The following is a 23,378-nucleotide window of genomic DNA, read 5'->3' as shown; positions in this document are numbered from 1 at the left end:
CGCGGCGCTTGGCCGTCGGCGGCCGGCATGCGATATGCGATGCCATACAGGCCGCGATGCGGCACCAAGACACCTAACGGGAGAGAGACCGGTGACGCGACCCGTCCTTCACGACTACTGGCGTTCGTCTGCAAGCTACCGCGTGCGCATCGCGCTCAACCTGCTCGGCATCGCCTACGATGCGGCTCCGGTGAACCTGCTCACCGGCGCCCACCGGGCAGCGGAGAACCTGGCCCGCAACCCGCAAGGGCTGGTCCCGACGCTGGAGATCGACGGGCACGAGCTGACCCAGTCGCTCGCCATCATCGAGTACCTGCACGAGACCAACCAGCCGGCCTCGACCCTGATGCCGGCCGATGCCGCCGGCCGCCACCGGGTCCGCGCGCTGTCCCATGCCATTGCCATGGAGATCCATCCGATCTGCAACCTGTCGGTCGCCAATCACGTTGCCGAGATCACCGGCGGCGGCGACGAGGCCAAGGCCGCCTGGATGCGCACCTATATCGGCAAGGGGCTGGCGGCACTGGAGCGCATGCTGGACGACCCGCGCACGGGCCGCTTCTGCCATGGCGACACGCCGACCCTGGCGGACCTCTGCTTGGTGCCGCAGATGTACAATGCCCGCCGCTGGGGCGTCGATCTCGCCGCCCTGCCGAAGCTGGTGGCCATCGACACGGCCTGCACCGAGATGGAGGCCTTCGCCGCCGCCCATCCGGACCGCATCGGCGCGCCCGCCTGACCACCTGCCACTCCGCTTCTGAGATATCCGCTTTCGAATATCAGGATATCCTCATGATCCGCTTTGCGGGCGGGCGCGGGGCGGCTAGGCTCGCGTCATGACAGACGCCGTCCTGCCCCCGCCCGATCACGCCGAAGCATCCCGCCCGGCTTCCTCTGCCCTTGCCAGCACGGCGCCCGCGCCGTTCTGGTTCCTGCTCGCCGCGCAGTTCGTGGTGGCCGCCGCCGGCCTCGTGGTGGAGATCGTCGCAGGCAGAATGCTGGCACCCTATGTCGGCATGTCGCTCTATACCTGGACGGCGGTGATCGCCGTGGTGCTGGCCGGCTTTTCCGCCGGGCACTGGGCCGGCGGCCTCGTCGCCGACCGCCCGGCGCGCACCGGCCTCATGTGGCTCGCCATCTCCGGCGCGCTCGGGGCGATCACGACCATCGCCGCCCTGCCTTTGCTGCGCTGGGTCTCCGGCCCGGTGCTCTCCAGCCTGACAGATCCGGTCGCCGGCATCGTCGCGCTGGCGATGCTGCTGTTCTTCCTGCCGTCCTTCGCCGCCGGCATTCCCTCGCCGATCCTGGCGCGGCTCGCCATCGAGGACCGGGTCCGCAGCGGCCGGGCGCTCGGCGCCCTGCATGCGGTCTCGGCCATCGGCGCCATCGCCGGCACGCTGGCCGCCGGCTATCTGTTCATCTCCTGGCTCGGCACCGCCCGCACGCTGATCACCGTCGCCGCCGCCTACTCCCTGTTCGCGCTGTGCTGCCTGTGGATGGCCCGCCGCGTGCCGCGCGGGTCGGACGGCACCTCGCTCACGGCGGCTGCCGGCATCACGGTCCTTGCGCTTTTCGCCACCGCCACCGGCCCGTTCCTGCCGCAGAAGATCTGCGACATCGAAAGCCGCTACTACTGCATCCGTTCGCTGGACGTCTCGGCCGATTTCGGGGCGCCGACCCGGCTGATGGTGCTCGATCACCTCGGCCACGGCATCAACGTGCTCGGCGATCCGGCGCGGCTGGAAATGCCCTATGCGGCGATCATCGACGCGGTGACCCGCGCCCGGCTCGGCGATGCGCCCGAGCAGGCCTATTTCATCGGAGGCGGATCGCTGACGCTGCCGCGCGCCTGGACGCGGGACGGTGCCCGCCCGGGCCTCGTCGTCGCAGAGATCGATCCGCAGGTGACGCGGATGGCCGCGCGCGACTTCGACGTCGACCCGTCGCGCTTCACCGTCGTCCATGCGGATGCGAGAGCCCGCCTCGCCTCGCTCAGCGGCTTCCAGGTGATCGTCGGCGACGCCTTCACCGACATCGCCGTGCCGGCGCATCTGGTGACGCGCGAGTTCTATGCCGAGATCGCCGAGAGCCTTGCCGAAAACGGCCATTACGCGATGAACCTCATCGACCACATGGACCGGCTGCAGGCACTGGCCGCCACGGTGCGCACCCTGCGTACCGCCTTTCCGGTGGTCGAGGTCTGGGTCGAGGCGGAAGACTTCACCGCCGGCGGGCGCACCACCTTCGTGCTGATCGCCGGGCGCATGCCGACGCCTCAGGCCCGCTTCGTGCTGCCACCCGTGGCAGAGGGGGCGGCAAGCCGCATCCTCGCCCGCATGCCGGAGCAGCGGATCGACGCGCTCGTTGCCCGCATCGATCCACCGGTTCTCAGCGACGACTACGTGCCGATCGACCGGCTGATGGGGCCGGGCTCGTAAGGCCGGCCCCGCTTCTCGCTAATTGCGTCAGGCGCCAGTAAGTCAGGCTTGGGCGCGCTTGGCCTCCACCACGTCCCAGACGCGGGCCGCGATGTCCGGTCCGCCCAGCCTTGCAACGGCACGGATGCCAGTCGGGGCGGTGACGTTGATCTCCGTCAGGTAGCCGTCGATGACGTCGATGCCGACGAGGATCAGCCCCTTTTTGCGCAGGGCCGGGCCGAGACGGGCGCAGATCTCGCGTTCGCGCGGGGTGAGGTCGGCCTCGCGCGCCGCGCCGCCGCGCACCATGTTGGAGCGCAGGTCGCCCTCCTGCGGCACCCGGTTGACCGCACCGGCGAACTCGCCGTCGACCAGCAGGATGCGCTTGTCGCCCTTCGACACCTCGGGCAGGAAGCGCTGGATCACCCAGGGCTCGCGGAAGGTGGCGGCGAAGAAATCGTAGAGCGAGCCGTAGTTGAGATCGTCCGAGGTGATGCGGAACACCGCCGCCCCGCCATGGCCGAACAGCGGCTTCATAACGATGTCGCCATGCTCGGCGCGGAAGGCGTCGATGGCGGCACGGTCGCGGGTGATCAGGGTTTCCGGCATCAGGTCCGGGAACTCGGTGACGAAGAGCTTTTCCGGCGCATTGCGCACCGAGGCCGGGTCGTTCACCACCAGGGTCTTGGGGTGGATCTTCTCCAGCATGTGGGTCGCCGCGACATAGGCCATGTCGAAGGGCGGGTCCTGCCGCATCAGGACGACGTCCATTTCGGAGAGGTCCGTCAGCTTCCGCTCGCCGAGGGTGAAGTGGTTGCCCGTCTCGTCGCGCACAGTGACCGGCTCCAGCGAGGCCGTCACGGTGTTGCCGTTCATCGCCAGCCGGTCGGGCGTGTAGTGGAAGAGCGCGTGGCCGCGGGTCTGCGCCTCGAGCATCATCGCAAAGGCGCTGTCGCCGGCGATGTTGATGGAGGAAATGTGGTCCATCTGGACCGCGACCTTCAGCCGGGGAGAGGCCTGGCCGGAGGTCGAAGGGGTGGAAGAGGTCATCGGAAGGTCTCCGGCGCCGGAACGGCGCGCTGAACGACGGACGGGAAGGCGGGGCGGGCGCCCCGCGGTTGGGGACAGGATATGCGACCCGCGCCGGGCTTTGTCCAGTGCGCGGGCGCCCGAACGATCACCGTTCCGCGACGGCGAAGGCGTCGGCGATGTGCACCGGCAGCCGCCAGGGCGAGACCAGCACCGCGTCGAAGCGCAGCGTCATGGCGCCGAGATCCTCGCGCCCGGCGCACCAGGTGCGGGCAGCAGACGCGATCCGACGCTGCGCCGACGGGGTGATCGCGGCCAGCGCCGCATCGAGGTCGGCGCGCGCCTTGACCTCGATGAAGGCGATCGTCCTGCCCCGCCGGGCGATGATGTCGATCTCGCCGCTACCGGCGCGAAAGCGCCGGGCCAGGATCCGCCAGCCCCTCGCCCGCAGGTAGAGCGCGGCCAGCGTCTCGGCCCTCAGGCCCAGCCGGTAGGCGCCGCGCCGCCGGCGGGTGCTGCCCGGCTCTTGCGCGCCGCCCCGGGTCATGCGGAGGGCTGGAACATGGCGGCGAGGATCACCGCCATCACCGTCAGGAGAAACCCGCCGGCGGCGAGCTTCCAGGCATCGCGGCGGTGCTTGAGCCCCGGCCAGCCGAGCGGCTTGATCACCTGGATCGCGGCGACGGCAGCAAAGAAAACCAGGATGATCTTGGTCATGCACGGCGCTCCGCTGGCGGGTTCAAAGGCTTACCCGCCCGAGTAGCACGGGCAGCAATCGAGGGCAAAGCAGCGCCCCGCCGCGTCACTTCGCCTTCATCTCCAGGGCGCGCGCGTAAAGGTCCTTGCGGTCGAGGCCGGTAAGCTGCGCCACATGCTTGGCGGCACCGGCCGCCTTCATGGTCTTCAGTGCCTCGGCGAGCAACGCATCGGCATCGCCCGCATCGGCTTCCGGCCGCTCGGGCGGCGGGGCGATGACCACGACGAACTCGCCGCGCGCCGGCCCTTCGGCGAAATGGCGGGCGAGTTCTTCCAGCGTGCCGCGCTCGAAGGTCTCGAACCGCTTGGTGATCTCGCGGGCGACCGCCGCCTCCCGCTCGCCGCCGAACACGCTCGCCATGTCGGCAAGCGAGGCGGCGATGCGATGCGGGCTTTCGAAGAAGATCAGCGTTGCGGGAATGCGCGAGAGCTCTTCCAGCCTTGCGCTGCGCGGCCCGCCCTTTTGCGGCAGAAAGCCGGCAAAGCAGAACGTGTCCGACGGCAGGCCGGAGGCGACGAGCGCGGCCAGCGGCGCGCTGGCGCCGGGCACGGGGAAGACCTTGTGGCCGGCCTCGACCACTTCGCGCACCAGCCGGTAGCCGGGATCGGAAACGAGCGGCGTGCCGGCATCGGAAACCAGCGCGACGGCGCGCCCGGCCTCCAGCGCCGCCATCAGGCGCGGGCGCACCTTCTGCGCATTGTGCTCGTGATAGGCGGTGAGCGGCGTCTTCAACCCGAAGCGCTGCATCAAGGTGGACGTGACGCGCGTGTCCTCGCAGGCGACGAGATCGGCCGCCGCCAGCACCTCCAGCCCGCGCACCGTCATGTCACCGAGATTGCCGATCGGCGTTGCGACGATATAGAGGCCGCAGGCGAGCGAGGGCGCCGTCATGCGATGGGCGCCGATGAAGAAGTCGCGGGAGGCCGGCTTCGGCGCTTCGCTCTGGTCCGGCTCGGTGGAGGACATGGGGTCGGCTTTCATGCGAACGGGAGCCCGCCGGGCGGGCTTTCGCCCGTTTTGGCAGGAAACGCGGTCAAGGCCAAGGCGGCGAGCGAGGATTTGCAGCCGGCGGGCGGTGCTGCTAAGCATTTTGCGGTCGGCGGCCCGTTCGCACCCGGGGCCGGCGGCGGTACACCCGCCTTGCGGCAGGCAAGGCCGGGCAGACGGGAGATCGGGGACAGTGCTTGGAGTTCTGGACAAGATGATGCATGCGCGGCGATCCGTCCTTGCGCTCTCGCTCGGAGCTGCCCTGGCGCTTGCCGGCTGCAGCGGCTCGACCATGGGCGAATATCCCGGCTATCCCTCGACGCCCCCGGGCCAGCCGACCGTGAGCGGCGAGACCATCGGCCAGGGCTCGGTGCGCGTTGCCATGCTGCTGCCGATGAGCGGCGGCGGCAGCGCCTCCTCCATCGCCACCGTCTTCCGCAACACCGCCGAGCTGGCACTGTCCGACTTCCAGGGCGCCGACGTGCAGATCCTGATCAAGGACACCGGCGGCACCGCGCAGGGCGCGCAGGCGGCCACCCAGGCGGCCCTTGCCGAAGGTGCGGAACTGATTCTCGGGCCGGTCTTCGCGCCGGCCGTCGGCGGGGCGGCCACGACCGCGCGCTCCTCCGGCATTCCCGTCGTCGCCTTTTCCAGCGACGAGGCCGTCGCCTCGCGCGGCGTCTACCTGTTGAGCTTCCTGCCGCGCAGCGACGTGGCACGGATCGTTTCCTATGCCGCGGCCCAGGGCAAGCGCTCCTTCGCAGCGCTGCTGCCGGACGACACCTATGGCGCGGTGGCCGAGGCCGCCTTCCGCCAGGAGGTCGGCCGCGCGGGCGGTCGGATCGTCTCCATCGAGCGCTACAAGCTGACCGGCAACGACACCTCGGACATCGCCGCCAAGGCGAGCCAGATCGCCGCCAATGCCGCACAGATCGATGCGATCTTCGTGCCCGCGGGCAATGTCGCACCCTTCGTGGCGCAGACCCTGTCGACCGGCGGCGTCAATCTCGGCCAGACGCGCCTGCTCGGCAGCGGCCAGTGGGAATCGCCGCAGGTGCTGAACGCGGCGCCGCTGACCGGCGCCTGGTACCCGGGTCCGGATGCCGCCGGCTTCCAGGCCTTCGCCTCGCGCTACCAGTCCCGCTACGGCTCGCAGCCGCCGCGCAATGCCTCGCTCGCCTATGACGCGACGATCCTTGCCGCAGGCCTGGTGCGGTCCGCCGGCCCCGCACGCTTTTCCGAGCGCGTGCTGACCAACCGCGACGGCTTCCTCGGCATCGACGGCGTCTTCCGCTTCGAGCGGGACGGGCGCAACGCGCGCGGCCTTGCGGTCTACGAGGTCACGGGCAGCGGCTCGCGGGTCATCTCGCCGGCGCCGCGCTCCTTCGGCTCGGGCAGCTGACGGCGGCCGCCCGCCGACGTCCTTCATCCAGCCAGCGGGAGGCACCGTTGAGCCTTACTGACACGCGCATCCTTCTCGTGATCGGCGGCGGCATCGCCGCCTACAAGAGCCTCGACCTGATCCGCCGCCTGCGCGAGCGCGGTGCGGCCGTGCGGGTCGTGATGACCGAGGGCGCCTGCCGCTTCGTGACGCCGATGGCGGCGGGGGCGCTTGCCGGCGACAAGGTCTTCACCGATCTCTTCGACCGCGACGACGAACACGATGTCGGCCATATTCGCCTGTCGCGCGAGGTCGATGCCATCGTCGTCGCGCCGGCCACCGCCGACCTGATGGCGAAGATGACGGCAGGCCTTGCCGGCGATCTCGCCAGCGCCGTGCTGCTCGCCTCGAACAAGCCCGTCCTGCTTGCCCCGGCGATGAACCCGGCGATGTGGGCCAATCCCGCGACCCGCCGCAACGTGGCGCAGCTTGCGAGCGACGGGCTCTCTTTCGTCGGGCCGAATGCCGGCGAGATGGCCGAGAGCGGCGAGGCGGGCCTTGGCCGCATGGCCGAGCCGCTGGAGATCGTCGCCGCGCTCGAAGCGATGCTCGATCCGGTGCCGCAGGACCTTGCCGGCCGGCACGTGCTGATCACCTCCGGGCCGACGCATGAGCCGATCGATCCGGTCCGCTACATCGCCAACCGCTCCTCCGGCAAGCAGGGCCATGCCATCGCCGCCTGGATGGCGCGGCACGGCGCCCGCGTGACGCTGGTCAGCGGGCCGGTGACGCTGGCCGATCCGCCGGGCGTCAATGTGGTGAAGGTGGAGACCGCGCGGCAGATGCTGGCCGCCGTCGAGGCGGCGCTGCCGGCCGATGTCGCGGTGATGGCGGCGGCTGTCGCCGACTGGCGCACCGACGGCGAGAGCGACCGCAAGATCAAGAAGGACGGCAGCGGCAAGGTGCCGGTTCTGGCGCTGACCGAGAACCCGGACATCCTGGCCACCATCGGCCGTCATTCCTCGGCCCGTCCGCGCCTGGTGGTCGGCTTTGCCGCCGAGACCAACGATGTCGTCGACAACGCCCGCGGCAAGCTGGAGCGCAAGGGCGCGGACCTGATCGTCGCCAACGACGTGTCGCCGGAAACCGGCGTCATGGGCGGCGATGCCAACACCGTGCGGCTGGTCGGCCATGACGGCGTCACCGACTGGCCGACGCTGAGCAAGGACGAGGTGGCGCGCCGGCTGGTCGCCGAGATCGCCCGCCGGCTCGCCGCGACCGTCGGCCCGGCGTGAGGCGTCTGCCCGCGCCTGTCGTTGCCGGTCCCTTTTTTTCAAACCGTTCCCGATCTCACCCCCGGTCTCACCAACGGATCCCAGCCATGACCCTTCCCCTGCGCGTACGTCGCCTTGCCCACGGTCTCGACCTGCCGCTGCCGTCCTACCAGAGCGAGGAGGCCGCCGGCATGGACCTTCTGGCCGCCGTCGAGGCGCCGCTGGTGATCGCGCCGGGCGCCCGCGCGCTGGTGCCGACCGGCATCGCCATCGCCCTGCCGCCGCATACGGAGGCGCAGGTGCGCCCGCGCTCCGGCCTTGCCGCGCGCCACGGTGTCACCGTGCTCAACACGCCGGGCACCATCGACCCGGACTATCGCGGCGAGGTGAAGGTGATCCTGATCAATCTCGGCGACGAGCCCTTCACGGTGGAGCGCGGCAGCCGCATCGCCCAGATGGTCGTGGCGCCGGTGGCCCGGGCCGAGCTGATCGAGGTCAACGAGCTGGACGAGACCCGGCGCGGAGAGGGCGGCTTCGGCTCCACCGGGCATCATTGACACGCTCAAGAGGCATGACTTTCTGAAAATAAGCCTCATTCTGGAATCATGTTCCATGTCGAGGCCGCCCGCAGCGACGGCAGGGTCTCGTCAGCGCGGCGGCGCATCCCTAGATTGGGGACAGAATGACGTGCCGGACATCCGCGATCCGGCGAGAACAAGGGAGTCCAGCATGAGCGCCAAGAAGCCAGGCCGTGGCCGCGTCTACGCCTCCATCACCGAGACCATCGGCGACACCCCGCTCGTCCGGCTCGACCGGCTGGCCCGTGAGGCCGGCGTCGGGGCGGAGATCCTCGCCAAGCTCGAGTTCTTCAACCCGATCTCCAGCGTCAAGGACCGCATCGGCGTGTCGATGATCGAGGCGCTGGAGGCCGAGGGCAAGATCGTTCCCGGCAAGACCACCCTCGTCGAGCCGACCTCCGGCAACACCGGCATCGCGCTCGCCTTCGTCGCCGCCGCCAAGGGCTACCGCCTGATTCTGGTGATGCCGGAGACCATGTCGATCGAGCGCCGCAAGATGCTCAAGCTGCTCGGCGCCGAGCTGGAGCTTACCGAAGGCCCCAAGGGCATGAAGGGCGCGGTCGCGCGCGCCGAGGAAATGGTCAAGGAGATCGACGGCGCGGTGATGCCGCAGCAGTTCGAGAACCCGGCCAACCCGGAGATCCACCGCCGCACCACCGCCGAGGAGATCTGGAACGACACGGACGGCACGGTCGACGTCTTCGTTTCCGGCATCGGCACCGGCGGCACCATCACCGGCGTCGGCTCGGTGCTGAAGGAGCGCAAGCCCGGCCTGCATGTGGTCGCGGTCGAGCCGGCCGACAGCCCGATCCTGTCCGGCGGCAATCCCGGCCCGCACAAGATCCAGGGCATCGGCGCCGGTTTCGTGCCGGGCGTGCTCGACAAGTCGGTCTATGACGAGGTCGTCACCGTGAGCAACGACGAGGCCTTCGAGATGGCCCGCAAGGTCGCGCGCACCGAGGGCCTGCCGGTCGGCATTTCCTCCGGCGCCGCGCTCGCGGCTGCGCTCAAGGTCGGCGCACGGCCCGATATGAAGGGCAAGCGTATCGTCGTGATCATCCCCTCCTTCGCCGAGCGCTACCTGTCGACGGCGCTGTTCGAGGGGCTGGACTGAGCACCCCGTCTCTCGCGGACCTTTCAGATCATCAGCGGCGGGCCCCTATGGGCTCCGCCGTTTTCGTTTGCGCGCCGAAGACAACACGGCCCCTCTCCTTGCGGTTGTGACCGACCTGAGGTTGCGCTAGGTTGCAGTCTATTGCGATTGCAGCAGTTTCGCGCAAAGTCATAGAGCGAGGGGGCGGTCAATGGTCTCGCGGGTCACCACGGTCGCGTTCCAGGGCATAGAGGCGCAACCTGTCGACGTGCAGGTGCAGATCGGCCCCGGCCAGGTCGCCTTCACCATCGTCGGTCTGCCGGACAAGGCGGTGGGCGAAAGCCGCGAGCGGGTCCGCTCAGCGCTGATCGCCTCCGGCCTGTCGCTGCCGGCCAAGCGCGTCACCGTCAACCTTGCGCCGGCCGACCTGCCCAAGGAGGGCTCGCATTTCGACCTGCCCATCGCGCTTGCCCTGATGGCGGCGATGGGCGCGCTGCCCGCCGCCGAGCTGGAGCGCTACGTGGTGCTCGGCGAGCTGGCGCTGGACGGCACGATCTCCGCCGTCGCCGGCGTGCTGCCGGCCGCCATCGGTGCCAATACGCTCGCCCGCGGCCTGATCTGCCCCGCGCCTTGCGGCCCGGAAGCGGCATGGGCCGATCCGGAGATGGAGATCCTGGCGCCCGTCTCGCTGATCCAGCTCGCCAACCATTTCAAGGGCACGCAGATCCTCTCCCGGCCGCAGCCGAAGCTGAGCGCCAATCCGTCCGTCCTGCCAGACCTTTCCGAGGTGCGCGGCCAGGAAAGCGCCAAGCGGGCGCTGGAGATCGCCGCGGCCGGCGGCCACAACCTCCTGATGATCGGCCCGCCGGGCGCCGGCAAGTCGATGCTGGCGACCCGCCTGCCCTCGATCCTGCCGCCGCTCAGCCCGCGCGAGCTGCTGGAAGTGTCGATGATCGCCTCCATCGCCGGCGAGCTTGCCGACGGCAAGCTCAGCGAGCGCCGGCCTTTTCGCGCGCCGCATCATTCCGCCTCGATGGCAGCGCTCGTCGGCGGCGGCATCCGCGCCCGGCCGGGGGAGGTCTCGCTCGCCCATAACGGCGTGCTGTTCCTCGACGAGTTGCCCGAGTTCCAGCCGCAGGTGCTCGACGGACTGCGCCAGCCGCTGGAAAGCGGCGAGACGGTGATCGTGCGCGCCAACCATCGCACCAGCTACCCCTCGCGCGTCCAGCTGATCGCGGCGATGAACCCCTGCCGCTGCGGCCATGCCGGCGAGCCCGGCCATGTCTGCCGGCGCGGCGAGCGCTGCGCGTCCGAATACCAGGCGCGCCTGTCCGGCCCGCTGCTCGACCGGCTGGACCTTCGGATCGAGGTGCCGGCCGTCGCCGCCTCCGACCTGTTGCGCCCTGCCCAGGCCGAAAGCTCCGCCGCGGTCGCCGAGCGGGTCGCCCGTGCCCGCCAGCGCCAGAGCGAGCGCTACGCCGCGCTCGGCGTCTCCGCCCGCACCAATGCCGCCACCGGCGCGCGGCTGATCGAGCAAGTCGCCGCGCCCGATGCCGCCGGCCTCGACCTGCTGCAATCGGCGGCCGATGCGCTGCAGCTCTCCGCGCGCGGCTATCACCGGGTGCTTAAAGTGGCGCGCACGCTGGCCGATCTCGACGGCTCGGACGCTGTCTCGCGGCTGCATCTCGCCGAGGCGCTGAGCTACCGGGGCGCCAGTCTCGAGCGCCGGGCGGCCTGAGCGCCCCCTTCTGCCTCCCCCTTCGCCCTTGGCTGCCGGGCCGCCGCATCCTAAATGAGGACCCAACGGAGATCCTCATGCAACACTATTCCCTTCTCGATCTGGCCCCCGTGCCGGAAGGCAAGACGTCGGCCGACGCGCTCGCCAACACCATCGATCTGGCCCGCAAGGCGGAAGCGGCGGGCTATCACCGCTACTGGCTTGCCGAGCACCACAACATGCCGGGCATCGCCAGCGCGGCCACGTCCGTCGTCATCGGCCAGGTGGCAGCGGCGACGAAGACCATCCGCGTCGGGGCGGGCGGCATCATGCTGCCCAACCATTCGCCGCTGGTCATCGCCGAGCAGTTCGGCACGCTGGCAACGCTGTTTCCCGGCCGCATCGACTTAGGCCTCGGCCGCGCGCCGGGCACGGACCTCGCAACAGCCCGGGCGCTGCGCCGGCACATGGCGGGCGAGGACAACTTCCCGCAGGACGTCGTCGACCTCATCGCCTATCTCGGCGACCCGTCGGAGGGCGGACCGGTCCGCGCCATTCCCGGCGAGGGCACCCATGTGCCGGTCTGGATCCTCGGATCGAGCCTTTACGGCGCGCAGCTTGCGGCCGCCTTCGGCCTGCCTTACGCCTTCGCCTCGCATTTCGCCCCGGCGATGCTGGAGGAGGCGCTGGCCGTCTATCGCAGCACCTTCCGTCCGTCCGAACAGCTCGCCGAACCGCACGTCATGGTCGCCGCCGGCGTCTTCGTCGCCGACACGGATGCCGAAGCCCGCTACCTGCGCTCTTCGCAGGTGCTCTCCTTCGCAAGGCTGCGTACCGGGCGCCCGGGCAAGCTGCCGGCCCCGGTCGAGGACGTCGCGGCCGAGATCCCGCCCCATGTCCTTGCGCAGGTCGACCAGGCCCTCAGCGTGTCGGCGACCGGCTCGCCGGACACGGTCCGCAAGGGGCTTTCCGCGATCCTCGAGCGCTATCAGCCCGACGAACTGATCGTCACCGGCATGATCCACGACCACGCAGCCCGGGTCCGGTCCTTCGAGCTGGCGGCCGGGATCCTCAACGACCTGGCGACCGCCGCCTAGGGACCGCTGACCCAAGGTCCTTTTGCCGCAACGGTTTCTCAATCTCTCCCCTCGAAGATCGGCGGGTTCGTGCGCCTTGTACGAGCCAGCCGATTTACGAGGAGAGCAGGTGGCCGCCCCGAAACGCCATGACGGAACGGAGCACAGCGACACCGGGCCGAACGCGCCCGAGCGCGCCGAAGCTTCCCCGCGCACGCCCGCCGTTTCCGCCCCCTCGCTGCTGACGATCGCCGTCGCCTCCGCCAGCTTTCTCGCCGGCGCCGCGCTCACCATCTGGCTGGTGCCCGAGCAGATGCGCCTTGCCGCCTCCGGCGCCGCGCTCGCCATCGCCGGGCTCGCCATCGGCCTTGCCGGCCTGCTGCAGGCCCAGCGCGGCACCCATATGCGGACAATGGCGCAAGCGAGCGCCCGCCTCGCCGCGCTCGCCTCCGAGCGCAACCTGCTCAGAGCCGAAAACGAGCAGCTGCGCGACGAGACCTGGCGGCTGAAGGAAAGCGACGGCCGGCTGCGCGACGTGCTCGACACGCTGGGCGACGTGGTCACCCGCTGGCGCGCCGGCGGCGAGATCGTCTATGCCAACGATGCCGCCGAACGGCTGTTCCCGGAGGGCTGGGCCCCCGCCCTGCCGGAGGCGAACGGCAGCACGGCCGAAGACGAGGCCAGCCGCGACATCCGGATGCAGACTTCCGGCGGCGAGCGCTGGTTCGCCCGGCGCGACGTGCCGGTGCGCGACGGCACCAGCGGCGAACCCTTGATCCAGACCATCCTGCGCGACGTCACCGACCGCCGCCGCATCGAGGACGCCCTGCTTGCCGCGCGCAACCAGGCGGAGACCGCAAACGCCTCCAAGAGCCGGTTCCTCGCCACCGTCAGCCACGAGATCCGCACCCCGCTCAACGGCATTCTCGGCATGACGGGTCTGCTCGCCGACACGCGGCTGACGGCCGAGCAGGCAAGCTATGTGGAAGCGGTGCGCGCCTCCGGCGAGATCCTGCTGCTCCTGATCAACGAAGTGCTCGACCTCTCGCGCATCGAGGCCGGCCGCCTCGACCTTGCGCCCGAGGAGATCGCCCTTGCCCCGCTTGCCGAAAGCGTCGTGGAGCTGCTGTCGCCGCGTGCCCAGTCGAAGGGGCTGGAGATCGGCTGCTATATCGCGCCCGACATGCCTGCGCGTCTCGTCGCCGACCCGACGCGCCTGCGCCAGATCCTGTTCAACCTGGCCGGCAACGGGCTGAAATTCACCGAGACCGGCGGCGTCGAGATCTGCATCGAGCCGATCGCCGAGACCGGAGAAGACACCCCCGAAGGTCCCTCGCGCCGCTTCGCCATCACCGTGCGCGACACCGGCATCGGCTTTGCCCCGGAAGAGGCCGAACGGCTGTTCGAGGAGTTCGAGCAGGTCGACCACGGCCCGGCCCGCCGCTTCGACGGCGCCGGCCTCGGCCTCGCCATTTCGCGCCGGCTGGCCCGGCTGATGGGCGGCGACGTGATCGCCTGTTCCGCGCCGGGCGAGGGCGCCACCTTCCGCGTCGAGCTGCCGCTTCGCGCCGCCCCGGCCCTGCCCGCGCCGGCTCCGGCCGCGCGGCCCTTGGCCGGCTCCCGCATCGCGCTTGTGTCGGCGAGCTGCATCGAGATGCCGCTAATCGCCCGTTCGCTGGCCGCGCAAGGTGCCGCGACCACGCTGCTTGCCCCGGGCAAGGAGGACGACGACGATGCGCTTCTGTCCGCCGATCTCGTCCTGCTCGACCCGCTGGCGGTGACCGATGCCGGCGCCTGGCTCGCCAGCGCCCGCGCCGCCGGACTTGCCGCCCCCGCCGGCGTGCTGCTGGCGCCGAGCGAGCGCGACCGGCTGCCGCGCCTGCGCGAGGCGGGCTTCGGCGGCTACCTGATCCGCCCCGTGCGCGCCACCTCGCTGACGGAGCTTTGCGCCACGCTGCTCGGCCGCGACACCGGCCTGTCGCCCTGGGACCGGCCCGAGCCGCGCTCCCTCACCGGGGCGGATGGCGAGGGGGCGGGCTGCGACAGCGCCTGCGCGCAGCGTCCCTTGCGCATCCTCGTAGCCGACGACAACGACATCAACCGCATGCTCAGCGAGGCCCTGCTGCGCAAGCTCGGCCACGAGCCGGTGGTGGCCGCCGACGGAGCCGCGGCCCTTGCCGCGGCGGCCGACGGGTCCTGCGACATGCTCCTGATGGACCTACACATGCCGGTGGTCGACGGCATTGCGGCAATCCGCCGCTTCCGCGAGATGGAGACGGCCGGCGGCTGGCCGCGCGCGCCCGTCTATGTGGTGACCGCCGATGTCACCGCCGATGCGGAAAAGGCGGCGCTTGCCGCCGGTGCCGATGCGGTCCTGTCCAAGCCGCTAGACCCGGACCTGCTTCGCCGGCGTATCGTTCGCCGCACCGCGGAGACGGCCCTCCCGGGCGGGCACTGAAAACTTCGCCAATTGTCACGCAAGTGTTGGGAAAGTATGGTCTACGGCACGGCCAGCAAACGTGGCCGTCCGTCATGTGCGGCCGATTCGCCTGCCTGCTTGCGCCGGAATTGTTTGCCGGTTGAGAGTTTTGGCAGGGCCGGTTCGGCTGGCAGGAGCGACACGAGAATGGCCGGCCGGGCCTGCCCGGAACCGGCACCGTTGCGTGACGGCGTCCGCGGGAGGCAAGCAGGGAAGGCTCGGGGCCATGTCAAGAAACGCTGTTCTGTCGCCGCGCAGCCTGATGCGCAAGTTCGCCCCGGCGATGGCCACCAGCTGGCTTGCCGCGATGAAGGCCGGCCCCTCGGGCCGCAACGTTCCCAGCCTCGGCCGCATCGGCTCGCTGGAGGTGCGCCTGGCGCGCAGCGCCAAGGAGATCCGCAAGGCCCAGGAGCTGCGCTACCACGTCTTCTACGAGGAGATGTCGGCGATCGCCGATGCCGCGACCCAGGCCAACAGGCGCGATGTCGATGCCTATGACGACATTTGCGACCATCTCCTGGTGCTCGACCACGACCTGACCGAGCGCAACAAGCTCGGCCGCCGCGTGCCGCGCATCGTCGGCACCTACCGCCTGCTGCGCCAGGACGTCGCCGAGCGCCATGGCGGCTTCTACACCGCCGCCGAATTCGACATCCAGTCGCTGGTCGACGCCCACCCGCGCCTGCAGTTCCTGGAGCTCGGCCGCTCCTGCGTGCTCAAGCCCTACCGCACCAAGCGCACGGTCGAGCTGCTGTGGCACGGCATCTGGGCCTATGTGCTGATGCACCGGATCGACGTGATGGTCGGCTGCGCCTCCATCGAGGGCACCGATCCGGACCGCATCGCCTCGCAGCTCGCCTTCCTGCACCACAATGCCAGGACGCCGGAAGCCTGGCGGGTGCGCGCGGTCGGCGACCGCTACGTCGAAATGAACCGCATGCCGAAGGCCGAGGTCAACGAGCGCCAGGCGCTGCGCGAGCTGCCCCCCCTGATCAAGGGCTACCTGCGGCTCGGCGCCTATATCGGCGACGGCGCCGTGGTCGACCGCCAGTTCGGCACCACCGACGTGCTGATCGTCATGCCGGTGGAAGCGCTCAACAGCCGCTACGTCAACCATTACGGCGCCGACGCCGGCCGCTACGCCAGCCAGTAACGCGCCCTCGGTCAGGGCGCCCCGGCACTCCTCAAAGGCGCCGGGCCCAGGGCTCGACGCCGTAGCGGGCGGCGATGTTTCGCGCGCCGGCATCGAGCTGGCCGGCGTCCAGCCGCAGGAAGCCGACATGATCGAGAAAGCCGCCGCGCTCGGGCCGCGCGAAGGCGACGAGCGCGGAATAGCCGGCCCAGGCGCCATGCCCGAGCAGCGAGGCCAGCAGCGAGCGCGACAGGCCCCCGCCGCGGCAGGCCGAGGCAACGCCCATCACCGACAGCCACATCGCCCCGTCCAGTTCGCCCGCCGCCGCCATGGCGACGGGCCGGCCGCGGCGAAAGGCACCCCAGACCCGGTTTTCCGCCGCCAGCAGGTCGAGCTCGGGCAGCAAGCCTTCCGGCGAGGCGGCCGGGGACCAGTCGCGCCGGTCCGCCTCCGCCAGCCACAGCTCGTGCAGGGCCGGGACATCCTCGGGTCCTGCAACCCGCACCACGAAGGCCCCGGCCGGCGCGCTCACGGCTGCGAGCCGTCGTAGCCCTCGACGATCACCAGGTCCGAGACCGCGTGCGAGGCGCGCAGCGACTTGGCATAGGCATAGGCTTCGCTCTCGTAGCACTCGAGCGCCTTTTCGTAGCTGTCGAACTCGATCACCACGTTGCGCTGGCGCGCGGCGCCTTCCTTGCACTCGAAGCGGCCGCCGCGCACGATGAAGCGGGCGCCATAGGCGCGAAACGCCTCGGCATTCGCCTCGATATATTTCCTGTAGGCGTCCGGATCGCTCACATCGACCCGCGCCACCCAATATGCCTTTGCCATGCCTGCACCTTTCATGGAGCTGCCCGTAGGGCTACGGCGGCCCGCTGCCGCCTGTCCCGCCCCCCGTGTTCGGATCAAGGCGTAACGCGCGGCGGGCAGAGCTGTAAAGCCGCGTCAGGGCGCGGCCGGGTGCCCTCATGCGGTAGTTAACACCCCCTTAAATCGCCGCATTTAGGCTCCAAGGCGAAGCTCGGGCACGCAAGACGTGCCGGAGGATCGGCACCGGATCGACCAATAGCCGACGCCCCCTGTGCATCTTGGAGGAACAGAGCGAATCGATGGCTCGCGGATCGTCACCCGGAAGCCGGCGCCCCACCCGCGTCGAGCCGAAGATGGAGCCCAGCGGCGCGACGCTGGACATGCGGCTGACCGGCGCCGACCGGCCGGCGGCCGGCGGACACGCGTCCTCCTCGTCCTCCTCCTCTTCGTCCGCGCCGGCCCGCAAGCGCACGGCCCGCAAGCCCGGTTCCCTGGACAGCGTCGGCGCCGGCCCCAACTCGGGTTCCAGCTCCAGCCGGGGCAGCGGCGGCAATAGCGGCGGCGGCAAGGGCGGCGGGCGCAAGGGCGGGCGCGGCAAGCCCCGCGCCAAGCGCCAGCGCGGCGGCATCTCGCGCCTGTTGCGGCGGGGCCTCTACTGGAGCTTCGTCCTGTGCATCTGGGGCGGCATCGCCGGCATCGGCGTCCTCATCTACTACGCCGCCTATCTGCCGCCGACCTCCGAATGGAAGGTGCCGCAGCGCCCGCCCAATGTGCGCATCGTCGCCGCCGACGGAACGTTGATGGCGAATCGCGGCGACACGGGCGGCGAAGCGGTGCGGCTCGAACAGCTGCCGCCCTATCTGCCGCAGGCGGTGATCGCCATCGAGGACCGGCGCTTCTACTCGCATTTCGGCCTCGATCCGCTCGGCCTCGGCCGCGCGGTGCTGACCAACATCACCTCCGGCCGGCTGGTGCAGGGCGGCTCGACGCTGACCCAGCAGCTGGCCAAGAACCTCTTCCTGGAGCCCGACCGCACCTTGCGGCGCAAGGTGCAGGAGGCGGTCCTCGCGCTCTGGCTGGAGACCAACTACTCCAAGGACGAGATCCTGGAGATGTATCTCAACCGGGTCTATTTCGGCGCCGGCGCCTATGGCGTCGATGCGGCCGCCCGGCGCTATTTCGGCAAGTCGGCGCGTTTGATCAGCGTGTCGGAGGCGGCGACGCTGGCCGGCCTGCTCAAGGCGCCCTCGCGCTATGCCCCGACCCGCAATCCGGACCTTGCCCAGGAGCGGGCCACCACCGTGCTCGCGGCCATGGCCGAGGAGGGCTATCTCACCGACGCGGAGGCGCGCGATGCCATCGCCGCGCCGATGCGCGTCGTCACCCACCACACCTCGGCCAGCGAGAACTACATCGCCGACTGGGTGATGGAGCTGCTGCCGGGCTATGTCGGCGCCATCGAGGACGACATCATCGTCGACACGACGATCGATCTCGGCCTGCAGATCATCGCCGAGGATGCCTTGCGCCGGGCCCTGTCCGAGGAAGGCGCCAAGCTCGGCGTCGGCCAGGGCGCCGTCGTCACGCTGGACGGGGCGGGCGCGGTCAAGGCGCTGGTCGGCGGACGCGACTATGCGCAAAGCCAGTTCAACCGCGCGGTCAACGCCCGGCGCCAGCCCGGTTCCGCCTTCAAGCCCTTCGTCTATCTCGCCGCGCTGGAGCGCGGGCTGACGCCCGCAACCGTGCGGGTCGACGAGCCGGTCAAGATCGGCAAGTGGGCGCCGAAGAACTACACCAAGACCTATCGCGGGCCGGTGACGCTAACCGAGGCGCTGTCGCTGTCGCTCAACACCGTGGCCGCGCGGCTGGCGGAAGAAGTCGGCCCGCGCGCCATCATCCGCACCGCCCGTAAGCTCGGCATCACCTCGCCGCTCGCCTCCAACCTGTCGATCTCACTCGGCACCTCGGAGGTGACGCCGCTGGAGATCGCCGCCGGCTACACGCCGTTTTCGAATGGCGGCTATGCGGTGGTGCCGCATGTCATCCGCCAGATCCGCACGCTGGAGGGCAAGGTGCTCTACGCGCGCACCGGCGACGGCGCGGGGCGGGTCATCGACCATGCGACGCTGGCCGACATGAACATGATGATGGCGCAGACGCTGACGACCGGCACCGGCAAGATCGCCAATCTGCCGGGCCGCCCGGCCGGCGGCAAGACCGGCACCAGCCAGGATTTCCGCGACGGCTGGTTCATCGGCTACACCGGCACGCTGACCACCGCCGTCTGGCTCGGCAACGACGACAATTCGCCGACCAAGCGCGCCACCGGCGGTTCGCTGCCGGCGAAGGTGTGGAAGGACGTGATGCAGGCGGGCCACCAGGGCCTGCCTGTCGCCAGCCTTCCGGGCGTGTCCGACCGGCCGGTGCAGGTCGCCGAACCTGCCGCAGCGCCGCTCGACATGCCGATGCGCGACATTCCGGCCGAGGGCGATCCGGCGCGCCGGCTGCCGCCGATGCGCGATTCGGACGGCGGCGGCGGACCGCTCGACCTGCTCAACCGGATTTTCGGGGGCTGAGGGAAGCCGCTCAGCCGGCCCTGCGGGCGCGGCGGCTGACCAGCAGCGCCAGAACCGCGCCGAAGCCGTTGGCGGCGATGATCAACGCCAGCGGCAGGGCAGTGCCGCCATGGGTGGCGCCGACGGCGATGCCCACCGCCGCGGCCGTGCCCATCTGGCAGATGCCCATCAGCGACGACGCGCTGCCGGCGCGGTCCGGGAAGGGCATCAGGGCCGCGGCCTGCGCCTGCGGCAGGGCAAGGCCCACCCCCACCATGTAGAGCATCATCGGCGCGATGACGGAAACGGCCGAGGGCGCGGCCAGAACCGCGGCGATCATCGCCGCCCCGCCCAGCGCCAGCAGCACGCAGCCCGTCAGAATCGTGACTTCCGCGCCCTTTTTCGGCGCCAGCCGCTGGCCGATCAGCGTTCCCACCACATAGGCGCCGGCGCAGACGCCGAAGGCGATGCCGTAGACCGAAGGGCTGAGGGCGAAGATGTCCTGCAGCACGAAGGACGAGCCGGAGATGAAGGCGAACAGCCCGCAATAGGTCAGCGTCACCACCGCCAGATAGGCGGCATAGGCGCGGTGGCGCAGCAGGCCGCCGAAGCCCGACAGGATCGCGCGGATCGAGAAGGGTGCGGTCTCACGCGCCCGGATCGTCTCGGGCAGGCCGCGCCAGATGCCGACGATCACCGCGGCGGCGAAGGCGACCGAGACCAAGAAGACGAAGCGCCAGCCGCCGGCCGCCGCGATCAACCCGCCGAAGAACGGCGCGATCGCCGGGGCAAGGCCCATGATCGAGCCCATGCGGGCGAGTTCCTGGCCCGCGCGCGGCCCCTCGTAGAGATCGCGCACCACGGCGCGCGCCAGCACCACCGGTCCCGCCGCGCCGAAGGCCTGGCAGAAGCGCGCCACGATCAGCACCTCGACGGTCGGCGCCAGCGTGCAGGCAAGGCTCGCCACCGCGTAGATGGCAAGGCCGGCGATCAGCACCGGCTTGCGGCCGATGCGGTCGGCGAGCGGGCCGTAGAACACCTGCCCCGCGGCGAAGCCGACGAGGAACACCGACAGGGTCAGCTGCACCGCCGCGTGGTTGGTTTCCAGCTCGCGCAGGATCGAGGGCAGCGCCGGCAGGTACATGTCGGTGGAGATCGGGCCGAGCGCCGTCAGGCTGGCGAGCAGGATGGTAAGCGCCCAGGTGTCCGGCTTGAGCATGCGAGCGGCCTTCTGGCGACGGCGCGCGGCCGCGAGCTTGGGCGGGCGCCGGGGAGAGAGGGCGGCTGGCGGGGCAGGACTGCCGGGTCAGCCGTAAAGATGCAGGCGGCCGCCCTCGCGCTTCAGCCAGTCGCGCGCCTCCTCCGTGTGCGGGGCAAGACGGCGGCAGTGGGCCCAGAAGCGCGGGCCGTGGTTCATCTCGGCAAGATGAGCGACCTCATGGGCAGCGACGTAATCGAGGATCGACGGCGGCGCAAGCACAAGCCGCCAGGAGAAGGAGAGCCGCCCGTCCGCCGTGCAGGAGCCCCAGCGGCTCCGCGTGTCGCGCAGGGTGAGGGCCGTGGGCGTGCGGCCCAGCGCCGCCGCATGGTGCGCGACCGCGCGCTCCAGGTCCCGCCGCGCCTCGCGCTTCAGCCAGTCGGTGAGCTTGCGGGCGATGTGCTCGCCAGCGCCGGGCACCAGCAGGCGGCCGGCGGCTTCGCTGTCCTCTTCCAGCTCCGGGGCCGGCTCGGCGCGCACCAGCCCACGCAATCCGCCGGCGGCAATGATCCTGTGCGCCGCCCCGCGCAGCGGGATCACCCCGCCTTCCGCAAAAGGCACCGCCTCGGGCCGCTCGCCCAGCCGCCCGGCCAGCCAGCCGCGCTGGCGCTGCGCGAACTCGCGCGCGGTGGCAAGGGTCCCGCCCTTCGGCACGGTCAGCACCGGGGCGCCGCCGTCGGAGGGCACGCGCAGGATATAGCGGCGCGCCTGCGGGTTGCCGCGCAGCACGATGCGCTGCTCCCGCCCGTCGATCTCCAGGGTGATCTCCTCGGGCAGGACCGGCTGCCGGCGCAGGCGGAACAAGCCGTTCACGCGCCGGCCAGCTCGTCGAAGCGCTTGCGGACGGTGCCGTTCAGCGGGTTCTTGGCGCTCCAGCGATAGCGGATCGTCTCGAAGCGCATGGAGCGGGTATCGACCAGCAACAGCCGGCCGAGCAGGCCTTCGCCGAAGCCGACGATCTCCTTGATCGCCTCCATCGCCTGCATCGTGCCGACGATGCCGGTCAGCGCACCGAGCACGCCGGCCTGCGCACAGGTCGGCAGCAGCCCGTCGGCCGGGCGCTCGGGGAAGAGACACCGATAGGTCGGGTTCGGCGTGCCGTCCTCGCCGGTCTCGTGCGGCTTCAGCAGCGTCAGCGACCCGTCGAGCCGTCCGACCGCGCCGGTGACCAGCGGCTTGCCGGCGAAGAAGCAGGCATCGGAGACCAGATAACGGGTGGCGAAATTGTCGGAGCCGTCGACCACGAGGTCGTAGCGCGAGATCAGCGCCAGCGCGTTCATCGCGCCAAGCCGCGCCACATGCGGCTCGACCTTCACATGCGGGTTCAACCGGGCGATCGCCTCGGCCGCGCTCGCCACCTTCGGCTCGCCCAGATGGTCGGTGTCGTGGATCACCTGGCGCTGCAGGTTGGACAGCGACACGGTGTCGTCGTCGACGACGCCGAGCGTGCCGACGCCGGCCGCCGCCAGATATTGCAAGACCGGCGCGCCGAGCCCGCCGGCGCCGATCACCAGCACCTTCGCGGCCTTCAGCTTCTGCTGGCCGGGACCGCCGACATCCTGCAACACGATGTGGCGGGCATAGCGTTCCAATTCTGCGGGCGAAAGCATGGTCATCAAGGGGTCCGGAGCATCAGGGGAGGCAGACGGTCAGCGCAGCAGGCGGCCGACCAGCCGGGCGGTATAGTCGACCATCGGGATGATGCGGGCATAGTTCAGCCGGGTCGGGCCGATCACGCCGAGCACGCCGATGATCCGGTCGTCCTGGTCGCGGAAGGGCGAGACGACGATGGAGGAGCCGGACAGCGAGAACAGCTTGTTCTCCGAGCCGATGAAGATGCGCACACCGTCGCCGCCCTCGGCCGCGGCCAGCAGCTGGATCAGGTCGCGCTTGTTCTCCAGGTCGTCGAACAGCAGGCGGATGCGCTCCAGGTCCTGCTCGGCCTCCAGGTGCGACAAGAGGTTGGAGCGGCCGCGCACGATCAGCGAGCCGGCCGCGTCGACCACGCCGGAACGGGTGGCGATGCCGGCTTCCACCAGCTTGGCGGTCAGCTCGTCCAGCTCCTTCTGGTGGCGGTCGCGCTGGGTCTCCAGCTCACGCCGCGCCTCGGCGAGCGTCCGCCCGCGGATCAGGCTGGTGAGATAGTTCGACGCCTCCATCAGCGCCGTCTGCGGCAGGCCCGGCGGCAGGTCGACGATGCGGTTCTCAACCGAGCCGTCGTCGCCGACCAGCACCACAAGCGCCTTCAGCGGCTCGATGCGGACGAATTCGACATGCCGCAGGCGCACATCCGCCTTGTGGGTGAAGACGACGCCCGCCCCGCGCGACAGGCCGGACAGCATCTGGCTGGCCTCGGTCAGAAGCTGCTCGCTGGTGCGCTCGCTGCGCGCCGCCTTGACCTGAATGTCGATCTGGTCGCGCTCCTCGCGCGTCAGGTCGCCCACCTCCAGCAGCGCGTCGACGAAGAAGCGCAGGCCCCCTTCCGTCGGCATGCGCCCGGCCGAGGTATGCGGGGCATAGAGCAGCCCGGCATGCTCCAGGTCCGACATGATGTTGCGGATCGAGGCCGGCGACAGCTGGATGCCCGGCAGGCGCGACAGATTGCGCGAACCCACCGGCTCGCCGGTGTCGAGATAGGATTCCACGATGGCACGGAAGATCTCCCGCGACCGCTTGTCGAGATCGCCAAGGCTCACGGACGGCACACCCAGCGTCACGTTCCTGCTCCCCGGTTCTGCAAATCCACGTTCGGCACCTTATGTCCCCTGCCCGGCGGCCCTGCCTGTTCGGCCACATGGCGCGCCACCGAATATAGTGCGCCCTGCCCGCGATTGC

The 23,378-nt window shown here is 70.5% G+C and carries 21 protein-coding genes; 11 read left to right on the top strand and 10 right to left on the bottom strand.

Annotation, left to right across the window (positions count from 1 at the left end; all coding sequences use genetic code 11):
* Positions 1-91 precede the first annotated feature (91 nt).
* The gene (gene maiA / locus H7H34_RS22665; protein WP_371811469.1) at positions 92-739 is read left to right on the top strand and encodes a maleylacetoacetate isomerase; all 648 of its coding nucleotides are present in this window, start codon (positions 92-94) and stop codon (positions 737-739) included.
* A gap of 97 nt (positions 740-836) precedes the next feature.
* Positions 837-2,438 carry a fused MFS/spermidine synthase gene (locus H7H34_RS22660; RefSeq protein WP_185926832.1) on the top strand — a complete coding sequence of 534 codons (1,602 nt, stop codon included), beginning with the start codon at positions 837-839 and terminating at the stop codon, positions 2,436-2,438.
* A 42-nt stretch (positions 2,439-2,480) separates the two neighbouring features.
* Here the strand turns inward: H7H34_RS22660 and gshB are convergent, their stop codons facing one another.
* The 4 genes from gshB to rsmI form a co-directional block, all read right to left on the bottom strand.
* Positions 2,481-3,467 (bottom strand): glutathione synthase, encoded by a 987-nt coding sequence (gene gshB, locus H7H34_RS22655; RefSeq protein ID WP_185926831.1) that lies wholly within the window; start codon positions 3,465-3,467, stop codon positions 2,481-2,483.
* A gap of 127 nt (positions 3,468-3,594) precedes the next feature.
* Positions 3,595-3,993 (bottom strand): YraN family protein, encoded by a 399-nt coding sequence (locus H7H34_RS22650; RefSeq protein ID WP_185926830.1) that lies wholly within the window; start codon positions 3,991-3,993, stop codon positions 3,595-3,597.
* A complete protein-coding gene (locus H7H34_RS22645) occupies positions 3,990-4,163 on the bottom strand; it encodes a hypothetical protein (RefSeq protein ID WP_185926829.1) in 174 nt (57 codons plus the stop codon). Before H7H34_RS22645 ends, H7H34_RS22650 begins: the two co-directional genes overlap by 4 nt.
* Positions 4,164-4,248: 85 nt before the next feature.
* Positions 4,249-5,169 carry a 16S rRNA (cytidine(1402)-2'-O)-methyltransferase gene (gene rsmI / locus H7H34_RS22640; protein WP_120269796.1) on the bottom strand — a complete coding sequence of 307 codons (921 nt, stop codon included), beginning with the start codon at positions 5,167-5,169 and terminating at the stop codon, positions 4,249-4,251.
* 214 nt (positions 5,170-5,383) lie between these two features.
* Here rsmI and H7H34_RS22635 point away from each other — a divergent pair, with 214 nt between their 5' ends.
* The 8 genes from H7H34_RS22635 to olsB all read left to right on the top strand — a co-directional run bounded on the left by H7H34_RS22635 (position 5,384) and on the right by olsB (position 15,941).
* Positions 5,384-6,592 carry a penicillin-binding protein activator gene (locus H7H34_RS22635; protein ID WP_371811468.1) on the top strand — a complete coding sequence of 403 codons (1,209 nt, stop codon included), beginning with the start codon at positions 5,384-5,386 and terminating at the stop codon, positions 6,590-6,592.
* Positions 6,593-6,639: 47 nt separating this feature from the next.
* Complete coding sequence (gene coaBC / locus H7H34_RS22630) at positions 6,640-7,866, top strand: bifunctional phosphopantothenoylcysteine decarboxylase/phosphopantothenate--cysteine ligase CoaBC (RefSeq protein WP_185926828.1); 1,227 nt, start codon at positions 6,640-6,642, stop codon at positions 7,864-7,866.
* An 86-nt stretch (positions 7,867-7,952) separates the two neighbouring features.
* The gene (dut, locus tag H7H34_RS22625) at positions 7,953-8,402 is read left to right on the top strand and encodes a dUTP diphosphatase (protein WP_067224698.1); all 450 of its coding nucleotides are present in this window, start codon (positions 7,953-7,955) and stop codon (positions 8,400-8,402) included.
* 172 nt (positions 8,403-8,574) lie between these two features.
* A complete protein-coding gene (gene cysK, locus H7H34_RS22620; protein ID WP_185926827.1) occupies positions 8,575-9,537 on the top strand; it encodes a cysteine synthase A in 963 nt (320 codons plus the stop codon).
* Positions 9,538-9,727: 190 nt separating this feature from the next.
* Positions 9,728-11,254: a YifB family Mg chelatase-like AAA ATPase gene (locus H7H34_RS22615; RefSeq protein WP_120269799.1), complete on the top strand. Its 1,527-nt coding sequence runs from the start codon at positions 9,728-9,730 to the stop codon at positions 11,252-11,254.
* 77 nt (positions 11,255-11,331) lie between these two features.
* Positions 11,332-12,330: an LLM class flavin-dependent oxidoreductase gene (locus tag H7H34_RS22610; protein WP_185926826.1), complete on the top strand. Its 999-nt coding sequence runs from the start codon at positions 11,332-11,334 to the stop codon at positions 12,328-12,330.
* A gap of 109 nt (positions 12,331-12,439) precedes the next feature.
* On the top strand, positions 12,440-14,767 hold the full coding sequence (locus tag H7H34_RS22605; RefSeq protein WP_185926825.1) for an ATP-binding protein: 2,328 nt from the start codon (positions 12,440-12,442) through the stop codon (positions 14,765-14,767).
* A 304-nt stretch (positions 14,768-15,071) separates the two neighbouring features.
* Positions 15,072-15,941: a l-ornithine N(alpha)-acyltransferase gene (gene olsB / locus H7H34_RS22600; protein WP_245165633.1), complete on the top strand. Its 870-nt coding sequence runs from the start codon at positions 15,072-15,074 to the stop codon at positions 15,939-15,941.
* A 31-nt stretch (positions 15,942-15,972) separates the two neighbouring features.
* Here the strand turns inward: olsB and H7H34_RS22595 are convergent, their stop codons facing one another.
* Together H7H34_RS22595 and H7H34_RS22590 are read right to left on the bottom strand one after the other, a co-directional pair.
* Positions 15,973-16,452 carry a GNAT family N-acetyltransferase gene (locus H7H34_RS22595; RefSeq protein WP_185926824.1) on the bottom strand — a complete coding sequence of 160 codons (480 nt, stop codon included), beginning with the start codon at positions 16,450-16,452 and terminating at the stop codon, positions 15,973-15,975.
* On the bottom strand, positions 16,449-16,751 hold the full coding sequence (locus H7H34_RS22590; RefSeq protein ID WP_185926823.1) for a DUF1330 domain-containing protein: 303 nt from the start codon (positions 16,749-16,751) through the stop codon (positions 16,449-16,451). Before H7H34_RS22590 ends, H7H34_RS22595 begins: the two co-directional genes overlap by 4 nt.
* Positions 16,752-17,029: 278 nt before the next feature.
* On the opposite strand from H7H34_RS22590, the gene H7H34_RS22585 reads away from it, so the two are divergent.
* Positions 17,030-19,306: a transglycosylase domain-containing protein gene (locus tag H7H34_RS22585; RefSeq protein WP_245165624.1), complete on the top strand. Its 2,277-nt coding sequence runs from the start codon at positions 17,030-17,032 to the stop codon at positions 19,304-19,306.
* 10 nt (positions 19,307-19,316) lie between these two features.
* On the opposite strand, the gene H7H34_RS22580 is transcribed toward H7H34_RS22585, so the two are convergent.
* The 4 genes from H7H34_RS22580 to hrcA form a co-directional block, all read right to left on the bottom strand.
* The gene (locus H7H34_RS22580) at positions 19,317-20,504 is read right to left on the bottom strand and encodes a multidrug effflux MFS transporter (RefSeq protein WP_185926822.1); all 1,188 of its coding nucleotides are present in this window, start codon (positions 20,502-20,504) and stop codon (positions 19,317-19,319) included.
* 87 nt (positions 20,505-20,591) lie between these two features.
* Positions 20,592-21,347 carry a M48 family metallopeptidase gene (locus tag H7H34_RS22575; protein ID WP_185926854.1) on the bottom strand — a complete coding sequence of 252 codons (756 nt, stop codon included), beginning with the start codon at positions 21,345-21,347 and terminating at the stop codon, positions 20,592-20,594.
* Between the two features lie 5 nt (positions 21,348-21,352).
* A complete protein-coding gene (gene moeB / locus H7H34_RS22570) occupies positions 21,353-22,159 on the bottom strand; it encodes a molybdopterin-synthase adenylyltransferase MoeB (RefSeq protein WP_185926821.1) in 807 nt (268 codons plus the stop codon).
* Positions 22,160-22,192: 33 nt separating this feature from the next.
* On the bottom strand, positions 22,193-23,260 hold the full coding sequence (hrcA, locus tag H7H34_RS22565) for a heat-inducible transcriptional repressor HrcA (protein ID WP_208996792.1): 1,068 nt from the start codon (positions 23,258-23,260) through the stop codon (positions 22,193-22,195).
* Positions 23,261-23,378: the final 118 nt, after the last annotated feature.

Origin of the sequence: Stappia sp. 28M-7 (genome assembly GCF_014252955.1) — a bacterium.
GTDB lineage: Bacteria > Pseudomonadota > Alphaproteobacteria > Rhizobiales > Stappiaceae > Stappia.
The sequence above is the reverse complement of the archived record's forward strand: the minus strand, read 5'-3'. Positions and strand labels throughout refer to the sequence as shown.